This is a genomic window from Bacillus sp. JJ1609, from assembly GCF_036967045.1.
Lineage (GTDB): Bacteria > Bacillota > Bacilli > Bacillales > Cytobacillaceae > Mesobacillus.
This window is the reverse complement of sequence record NZ_JBALSS010000024.1, coordinates 272,800-281,671: the sequence shown is the minus strand read 5'-3', so window position 1 is coordinate 281,671 and position 8,872 is coordinate 272,800. Positions and strand designations below refer to the sequence as shown.

The window sequence follows — 8,872 nt, the reverse complement described above, 5'->3', positions numbered from 1 at the left end:
TTCAAAGACCGAATTCTTCTTAGGCGTCAGGTGAGCCTCCTCGTCGCTTTGCTCCTGCGGGGTGAAATGGTCCTTCTTGAGGACCATTTCTACCTGGGTCTCCCCTTGGCCGCTGATCCGGCAGGACACTGAACAGCATCCTCGAATCTGCCCACGCACGATGGAAATGCGTTAGCATTTTCGGAGGAGTCGAGTGCTCTCCGCTCCAATCATCAAGTGTTAAAAATCAAAATTGACCTTTAACACAGCCACACAGCCTTTCATTTTAAAGAAACATAAGACAAATTAATCCAGCCAGGTCACCTGCTGGACAATCTATTTATAGTTTTTTTATAAAAGGTAAACATAACTCTATTTAGGTTTATTTACCCCAAAAAAGGGTATATAATATAGATTTTATGTTTAATAAGTCGAAATTGGCTAGAATAAATAATAACTCATTTTGCAATAAACTTAAGCATGGTTTTCAAAATTCCCCTTCCACTAGACACCTACTTCCATATTCTTACCTAGATTTTGGTGAATGGTTCTCTTAAAATGCCAATGCCACAGACCTCTTTACCTACTTGCATTGTTTGAGAGTCGCCTCAATGAGAAAAGTTAAATAATAAGTTAAAATGAAAACGTTATCAATACAATAATATTTTTACTGCTATTACTATCTTTCACCTGAGAAAATTCAGAACTTCCTCTAAAAAATCATTATTCTCTTATCAAAAATAGTGAACTTTCCTTCAACATAATTCGCGTAATTGGAAGATTTAGTACATTAAAGCGCTACCAATTGTCAGTGTTTGTCGATATTATAATTTTATTAAGGTTTATTGTCGAAACATTAAAAAAATGTTTACAAGGATTTCGCGTTGATAACTAGAATACTACTGAAAAAGGTTGTTTTTTTACATAACAAAGGCAGGTGGAGAGATTTGGTGATCAATCCAACAGAGTTTGAATTGCATCTATTCCATGAAGGAACTTTGTATCAGAGCTACAATTTATTTGGTGCGCATGTAATTAAAAGAGAAGATGATACATATACTCGATTTTGTGTGTGGGCTCCGAGGGCGGCTGCAGTAAAGCTGGCGGGCGACTTTAATCAATGGGATGGAAATGGGTTCGAATTTCATAAAGTTAATAATGAGGGTGTGTGGCAGCTTGTCCTGGAGGGCGATCTTAGTGGCAGAGTGTATAAATATGAGATCACAACAGCAGCAGGAGAGAGAATCTTAAAGGCTGACCCATATGCGTTTTTTTCTGAAGTAAGACCTAATACGGCATCTGTTGTCTATCCCCTGGATGGTTATAAATGGAATGATCATAAATGGCTGCAGAAGCGGGAGAGGAAGAGCAGCCTGGATGAACCTATTTATATCTATGAGTTGCATGCAGGCTCCTGGAAAAAGGCAGCAGATGGCTCATTCCTTACATACCGTGAACTGGCAGATGAGCTGATTCCTTATATTTTAACGCATGGATACACACATATTGAATTATTGCCGCTAACTGAGCATCCGCTCGATATCTCTTGGGGCTATCAATCTACCGGTTATTTTTCTGTTACCAGCAGATATGGTACCCCGCATGATTTTATGTATTTCGTTGATGTATGCCATCAAAACGGAATCGGAGTTATCCTTGACTGGATTCCAGGACATTTTTGCAAGGATGCGCATGGATTGTACCAGTTTGATGGCAGCTATGTTTTTGAATATCAATCTGAAAATGACCGTGAAAATCGTGTCTGGGGAACGGCCAATTTTGACTTGGGAAAAACAGAGGTCCAGAGCTTCCTGATTTCAAGTGCTTTATTCTGGCTTGAGAAATATCATATTGATGGCTTTAGGGTTGATGCTGTGGCCAATATCATATACTGGCCAAATTCAGTTCAAGCTGCTAATCCCAACGGAGTGGCGTTTTTAAAGAAGCTGAATAAGGCTGTAAAGGATTATGAGCCTGCCGCCTTGATGATTGCTGAGGATTCAACTGATTGGCCTCAGGTGACAGCTCCTGTGGAGTATGGAGGCCTTGGTTTTACCTATAAATGGAACATGGGATGGATGAATGACACACTAAAGTATATGGAGACAGAATCGCATGAAAGGAAGCATATACATGATAAAGTAACTTTTTCTCTCCTGTATGCCTTTTCTGAGAACTTTGTTCTTCCCTTTTCACATGATGAGGTTGTCCATGGTAAAAAGTCATTGCTTGATAAAATGCCAGGGGATTACTGGCAAAAATTCGCACAGCTCAGATTATTACTTGGCTTCATGGCTGCCCATCCTGGGAAAAAGCTGACCTTTATGGGGACAGAGTTTGGACAGTTCTCCGAATGGAAGGATCAAGAGCAGCTCGACTGGAACCTGCTCGATTATGAATTGCATCAAAAGGTGAATGTTTATGTGAAAGAACTAATGAAGCTGTACAAACGTTCAAAGCCATTATATGAAGTGGATCATAGCTATGAAGGGTTTGAATGGATCGATGCTGATAACAATGAACAGTCGATATTTTCCTTTATTCGAAAAGGAAAGAACCCGGAAGAAATCCTTGTGATTGTCTGCAATTTTACTGAAAAAGTATACAGCGATTACAAGATCGGCGTCCCAAGGCCAGGTGAGTACCGCGAAATATTGAACAGCGATGCCCAACCATTTGGGGGTTCTGGTTTTATCAATAAAAAGGTGATTGAAGCGAAAGAAATAGCCTTCCATGGAAGGCCATATTCTATAGAAATGAATATTTCTCCATTCGGAATTACGATTTTACGTCCTGTTATCAAAAGAAAGGGGAGAAACAATCATGCAAAAGAAGAAATGCGTAGCAATGCTGTTGGCAGGAGGAAAAGGAAGCCGTCTGCACTCATTGACTAAGAACCTAGCTAAACCAGCTGTCCCTTTTGGCGGCAAATATCGGATCATTGATTTTCCTCTAAGCAACTGCACCAATTCAGGCATCTATACTGTCGGTGTCTTGACACAGTATCAGCCGCTTTTGCTCAATTCTTATATAGGAATCGGAAGTGCCTGGGACCTTGACAGAAAGGATGGCGGTGTAACCGTGCTGCCGCCATATGCGGAAACATCAGAGGTTAAATGGTATTCAGGTACTGCAAGCGCCATCTATCAAAATTTGAACTATCTCTATCAATATGACCCTGAATATGTGCTGATTCTTTCTGGCGACCATATTTATAAAATGAATTATGAACTGATGCTTGATTACCATATCGAAAAGGGTGCAGATGCTACCATTTCTGTAATCGAGGTACCGTGGGAGGAAACAAATCGTTTTGGCATCATGAACACCGATTCTGAGTTAAAAATTACTGAATTTGAAGAAAAACCTGAACATGCGAAAAATAATCTTGCTTCAATGGGTATTTATATTTTTAAATGGAGCCTTTTAAGGGAATATCTGATAAGGGATGATCAAAATCCTGATTCAAGCCATGACTTTGGCAAGGACATCATTCCTTTAATGTTAAAAGAAGAAAAGAAACTTTTTGCCTATCCATTTAAAGGCTATTGGAAAGATGTAGGAACTGTTCAAAGTCTGTGGGAAGCGAATATGGATTTATTGGACCGGAACTGCGAATTGAACCTGTTTGATCAGTCATGGCGAATCTATTCTGTAAACCCTAACCAGCCTCCGCAATATATTTGTCCAGAAGGTGAAGTGACGGACTCTCTTGTCAATGAGGGCTGCAAGATTGAAGGGGAAGTATCCAAGTCGGTGGTCTTTCAGGGTGTGACAGTAAGGAAGGGTGCTCTAGTAAAGGAATCGGTGATTATGCCAGATGCTGTGATTGGAATTAATTGCAGGATTGAAAAAGCCATTGTATCCCCGGGAGTTCACGTGCCTGACGGAACAATTATTGGACCAGGACTTGATAGCAATGAAATCACTTTAGTATCGGAAGAGACAATCGGAGAATTGCAGTCTAATTGATCCGATTACGGGAGGAAAGAGAAATGAACAAACAATTATTGGGAGTAATAGACGCAACAACAGTTCACGACGATCTCCATGAACTAGCTCTCCACCGATCTGTTGCAGCCATACCATTTGGCGGTCGATATCGTCTGATCGATTTCATTCTGTCCAATATGGTGAATTCAGGTATCCATAGCGTGGCGATTTTTCCGAAATTTCAATACAGGTCGCTGATGGACCATTTGGAATCAGGCAAGAACTGGGATTTAAACCGCAAAAGGGATGGCTTGTTTTTCTTCCCTACACCTAATCTGGATCAGCCCTATCATCCAGGAATAGGGTCGCTTGACCATTTTGCGGACAATATCCACTTTTTCGAACGCAGCACCCAGGAATATGCTTTAATATCAAATTCCTATACTGTTTTTAATATGGATTTTCAGCCGTTGCTTGACTGGCATCTAAAATCAGGCTGTGATATTACTGAGGTGCAGAAGGACGGAGCATCGCTTGGTATATACCTCATTAAAAAGACCCTGCTGATGGATTTGATTACTACCCGCAATGAAACAGGCTATTCGACTATGAGAGATGTGGTAACAGATATCGAGAGCCAGTTTAAGCTTTGCTATTATCAATGTGATGGTTATGCACTAATGGTAGATACAATTGAGAAGTATTATACTGCCAGCATGGATTTGTTGAACCCTGAAGTATGGAAGCAGCTATTTCCTAAAGAGCGGCCAATATTAACAAAGGTCAAGGATGAGCCTCCTACCCGCTATGAAAAAGAGGCATCCGTCCGGAATTCAATGGTAGCAAACGGCGGGCTGATTGAAGGGACCGTGGAGAACAGCATCATCGCAAGGGGAGTCAAAATTGGGAAAAATACAGTTATCCGTAACTGTATCATCATGCAAAAAACGCAAATTAAGGAGAACTGTACTTTGGAATCTGTTATCGTCGATAAAGATGTACGCATTGAAGCAGGTACTGTCATTACAGCGCCAGAAGGTTCACCAGCTGTCATCCGCAAGGGTACGGTTCAGGGAGTGAGGACTGGGTCGTGAAAGTATTGTTTGCAGTATCGGAGTGTGTCCCATTCATCAAGTCTGGCGGTTTGGCAGATGTTGCCGGATCTCTGCCAAAGGAATTAAAAAAGCTGGGGGCAGATGTAAGGGTGATTTTGCCAAAGTACGGGATGATTCCGGAAAAATTCCGCGCTGAAATGAGGCAAGTGAAAGAGTATAGCGTGCAGGTAGGCTGGCGCTCCCAATATTGTGGAATTGAAACTCTAGTATATGAGGGAGTTACCTTTTACTTTGTTGACAATGAATACTACTTCAAGCGGGATTCGCTTTATGGCCATTATGATGATGGTGAACGTTTTTCCTTTTTTAATCGCGCTGTGCTCGATTTTATCGCTGAAGTTGAATTTTACCCTGATGTCATTCATTGCCATGACTGGCACACCGGGATGATCCCATTTTTACTAAGGACAGAATACTATAAGAAGCCTGGCTATGGATTAATCCGTTCTGTATTCACGATTCATAACCTTCAGTTCCAGGGCATTTTCCCACGTGAAATTCTCGGTGACTTGCTGCACATTGACAGCCGTTATTTCAATGAAGAGCAGCTCGAGTTTTTCGGCAATGCCAATTTTATGAAGGCGGCCTTGATTTCAGCTGACCATATTACAACTGTCAGCCCGACTTACAGGGATGAAATTCAGACAGCGTATTATGGAGAAAAGCTTGATGGAATTCTGAGAAAGAGACGTGAAGACCTGACAGGGATTTTGAATGGAATTGATCATGATTTGTATGATCCAAAAACATATGCTGGGCTTGCCAGCAAATTCAGTCCGGAATTATATGAAATGCGAGTCGAAAATAAGCTCGAGATCCAGCGGTTTTTTGGACTTCCGCAAAGCACGGAGATCCCAGTTGCAGCGATGATAACCCGATTAACCAAACAGAAGGGCCTTGACCTTGTCACGGGAGTCTTTCATGAAATCATGGCGACTGGTTTACAGCTAGTTGTCCTCGGTACAGGGGACCCGGAATTTGAACAATTCTTCAGGGATATGTCAGCGCAGTACCCTGAACAGTGCAGGGCATATATTGGTTTTGATGAAAATTTGGCTCATCAGATCTATGGTGGAGCTGATTTGTTCCTCATGCCTTCAAGATTTGAACCATGCGGGCTAAGCCAAATGATTGCGATGCGTTATGGAGCAGTTCCTCTAGTCCGGGAAACAGGCGGACTGAACGACACTGTCCAGCCATATAATGAGTTTAATGGTGGGGGTAATGGATTTACATTCAAAAATTTCAATGCCCATGACATGCTGTTTACAATTGAAAAAGCATTATCTCTCTACCGCCAGGAAGATAGATGGGAAAGCCTGGCCAGGAATGCCATGGAAACAGATTACAGCTGGGCTCAATCTGCCAAACAATACAATGAGTTGTATTCTGATCTCATCTCAAGGAGTGAATCGCATGTTTTCTAGTGTTCCCAAATTCAAATCTGCTTTCTTGAAAAAACTCGAGATGATGTTTGGTACCAGTTTCGAAGAAAGCACGAGCCGGGAGCAGTTCCAGACTCTCGGGCATATGATCAGGGAGCATGTGAGCGCAGACTGGATAAAGACGAATGAATTGTACCGCGCTGGAGCTAAGAAGCAAGTATACTACTTGTCGATTGAATTCTTGCTTGGCCGGCTGCTGCGGCATAATCTTATAAATTTAGGTGTCGAGAAAGTGGTATGCGAAGGACTCGAAGAACTGGGAATCAATCTCGACCAGTTGGAAGAAATAGAAGCGGATGCCGGGCTTGGCAATGGCGGACTTGGCCGTCTTGCTGCTTGCTTTCTCGATTCACTTGCGTCACTGGATTTGCCAGGCCACGGCTGTGGGATCCGTTATAAACACGGGTTGTTCGAGCAAAAAATTGTTGATGGGTATCAAGTGGAGCTTCCTGAACAATGGCTGCGTCACGGACATGTATGGGAAGTGCGCAAGGCAGACGATGCGGTTGAAATCCCCTTTTGGGGTGAAGTCGAGAGCCGGATGGAAAATGGTCGCCTAGTGTTCAGGCATCTGAACGCAGAGACGGTCATGGCCGTCCCATACGACCTGCCTGTCATCGGGTACCAGACTGAAACAGTCAACACATTGAGGCTATGGAATGCGGAACCATCTAGGTTTCCGGCTAATGCTGATATATTCAAATATAAGAAGGACACAGAATCCGTTTCAGAGTTTTTATATCCTGATGACACACATGATGAAGGCAAGATCCTTCGCCTTAAGCAGCAATATTTCCTTGTCGCTGCGAGCCTAAAGGCAATCGTGCAATCTTTTAAAAAGAAGAATAAGAGCTTGCTAGAGTTCCATGACTATGTCAGCATCCATATTAATGATACTCACCCGGCGATCGCTGTTCCTGAATTGATGAGGATATTGATGGATGAGGAAGGGCTCGGCTGGGATGATGCATGGCATATTACCGTCGAAACACTTTCATACACAAATCATACGACACTGGCAGAGGCGCTCGAAAAATGGCCAATCAGGATTTTCAGACCGCTGCTTCCTCGTATATTTATGATTGTCGAAGAGATAAACGAGCGTTTTTGCAAACAAGTATGGGAACGATACCCTGGTGATTGGGATAGGGTGGAAAGCATGGCGATCATCGCCCATGGTGAGGTCAGGATGGCCCCATTAGCGATTGTTGGCAGCCATAGCATCAATGGTGTGGCAATGCTCCATACAGAAATTTTGAAAAATCGTGAAATGAATTTATATTATCAGTTTTATCCTGAGCGCTTCAATAACAAGACGAATGGAATCACTCATCGCCGCTGGCTATTGAAAGCCAATCCGGAATTATCTGGGTTGATTTCGGATTCAATTGGACCTGAATGGATTTCAGCACCTCAACAGCTTGAGGAGTTAATGAGGTTTAGAGAAGATTCTGCATTTCTTGACAAAATGCATGCTATTAAACAGGCAAACAAACTGAGACTGGCAAACAGAATCTTTGATAAAACTGGTTTGAAAATTGATACTGAATCGATTTTTGATGTTCAGGTAAAAAGGCTGCATGCTTATAAGCGCCAGCTGTTGAATGTCCTCCACATCATGTACCTGTATAATGCTCTTAAGGAGGATCCAGAAGCTTTACTGTATCCGCGAACATTCATTTTTGGAGCAAAAGCTTCACCAGGCTACTATTTTGCTAAAAAGGTCATAAAATTGATTAATAGTGTTGCCAACAAGGTAAATGACGATCCGGCTGTAAATGAGAAGCTAAAGGTTGTCTTCCTCGAAAACTATCGGGTGTCTTTGGCAGAAGAAATCTTCCCTGCTGCGGATATCAGCGAGCAGATTTCAACAGCAAGCAAGGAAGCTTCCGGAACGGGTAACATGAAATTCATGATGAACGGCGCAATGACGCTTGGTACCCTTGATGGTGCCAATGTGGAAATCACAGACTTGGTTGGCAGGGATAATATCTTCCTGTTTGGCTTGACCGCTGAAGAAGTGCTAGATTACCAAAACAATGGCGGTTACCATTCACTTGAATATTACCATCATGACAAGCGAATCCGTGAAGTGGCGGATCAGCTGGTCAATGGATTTTTCCCGGATACAGAGAATCATTTTACCGAGATCTACGATTCATTGCTTGGTCACAATGATCAATATTTTGTACTGCGAGATTTTGATTCTTATGCATCTGCCCATCAGGAGGTCAGCCGAAAATATTTAGACCGCAATGCCTGGCTGCAGATGAGCCTCGTTAATATTGCAAAGTCTGGATTTTTCTCCAGCGACAGGACCATTTCCGAATATGCGGACCAGATTTGGAAAATAAAGTCTGCTTTAAAGGTGTAATCTGAATTAGTTTCTCAATGAAATAA

At 42.3% G+C, this 8,872-nt stretch carries 5 protein-coding genes; all 5 read left to right on the top strand.

Going from position 1 to position 8,872, the window contains the following annotated elements; genetic code table 11:
* Positions 1–926 precede the first annotated feature (926 nt).
* From glgB to V7654_RS17715, 5 genes are read left to right on the top strand one after another with little or no spacing between them, the layout of a single operon-like run.
* Positions 927–2,873 carry a 1,4-alpha-glucan branching protein GlgB gene (gene glgB / locus V7654_RS17735; RefSeq protein ID WP_335432014.1) on the top strand — a complete coding sequence of 649 codons (1,947 nt, stop codon included), beginning with the start codon at positions 927–929 and terminating at the stop codon, positions 2,871–2,873.
* Positions 2,803–3,951: a glucose-1-phosphate adenylyltransferase gene (locus V7654_RS17730; protein WP_335432013.1), complete on the top strand. Its 1,149-nt coding sequence runs from the start codon at positions 2,803–2,805 to the stop codon at positions 3,949–3,951. Before glgB ends, V7654_RS17730 begins: the two co-directional genes overlap by 71 nt.
* Before the next feature lie 23 nt (positions 3,952–3,974).
* Entirely contained in the window at positions 3,975–5,006 is a 1,032-nt protein-coding gene (locus V7654_RS17725) for a sugar phosphate nucleotidyltransferase (RefSeq protein ID WP_335432012.1), read from the top strand.
* Positions 5,003–6,454, top strand: a complete 1,452-nt coding sequence (gene glgA, locus V7654_RS17720) for a glycogen synthase GlgA (RefSeq protein WP_335432010.1) — start codon at positions 5,003–5,005, stop codon at positions 6,452–6,454. The genes V7654_RS17725 and glgA overlap by 4 nt, the downstream gene beginning before the upstream one ends.
* Positions 6,444–8,846 (top strand): glycogen/starch/alpha-glucan phosphorylase, encoded by a 2,403-nt coding sequence (locus tag V7654_RS17715; RefSeq protein WP_335432009.1) that lies wholly within the window; start codon positions 6,444–6,446, stop codon positions 8,844–8,846. Before glgA ends, V7654_RS17715 begins: the two co-directional genes overlap by 11 nt.
* Positions 8,847–8,872: the final 26 nt, after the last annotated feature.